Here is a 955-nt window from a genome sequence, read left to right on the forward strand (position 1 = left end):
CAATCCCGCCTGGCTTGGCCACAATCACCCCAAGCTCGCTTTGCCAGTAGCTGGCCTGCTCCTTGGGGTCATAGGCGAGAGAGCCTGGCATGGCGCCAAAGGGCAGCACCACCACGGGGGCCGAGTTCAGCGGGTCGCCAGCGATCCAATAGGTTTTGTCGGCGCAGATGTAGACGCCGTCCTCGCATGGCGCGATGACCGACACATCGCCGGGGAATGGAATAAAGGCCCGGCCCAGGTTCACCCGGCCGTACTCGTAGGGTTCGCTCACATAGACGAAGCGCCCTCGTCCCACCATCAGCGAGCCGCGATAGTGGGCAAGGGCACGGCCCGCCGGCATGGTCTTGTGCATGAGGGTGCCGCATGCAGCGCCCGTGTTGCCCAAGCTCACGTAGTCGCCGGGGGCGATCTCGTTGAAGATCTCGCCATCGGGCCCCGTGGCGTAGACCAAGGTGTTGGGGGTCAGTCCGGCAATGGCAACACCACCACCGTTTGGTAGGTGGATGGCCTGGGGCTCGGTCGTTGGCGATTCGCCATCAGGACCCAGGGCGGTGAACAGAACCTGGTAGCGGCCAGGCGGCAGGCTGCCACCGGTAGCGCTGGCTACGGGCACAGGGTTTGGGACGGGCGTAGCAATGCTGCGCGCCGATGCACCGGCCAGGCGCCCGATCTGGTTGCCATTGGTCCAGTACACCATGCCGTCGGGCAAGCGGGCGTACTGCACTGGGGCCTGGCCCACTCCAGCCAGCACTGCGGTCTGCACCAGGCTGCGAGCATTTATGTGCACCAGGTCGCCATCGCGCACCATGTACGCGTCGGCCTTGTCCGCCCAGACGGAATGGCAGTCACCCGCCAGCTTTGCAGCAACGCCGCGCCGGCGCCGAATAAAACCATTGCTGGTCAGGTCGATGTTTTTAGCCACCTGCAGCCATGCGGCCGTGGTGCGGTTGGGCAG

Annotated in this window: 1 protein-coding gene; it reads right to left on the bottom strand. The window is 65.2% G+C overall.

Annotated features, from left to right (window positions below; genetic code table 11):
• Positions 1-787 (bottom strand): hypothetical protein (locus tag H928_RS0106290; RefSeq protein ID WP_204366287.1); only part of this gene is annotated, 787 nt, incomplete at its 3' end.
• Positions 788-955: the final 168 nt, after the last annotated feature.

The sequence above is a fragment of the Comamonas sp. B-9 genome (assembly GCF_000410635.1).
Taxonomy (GTDB): domain Bacteria; phylum Pseudomonadota; class Gammaproteobacteria; order Burkholderiales; family Burkholderiaceae_C; genus Comamonas.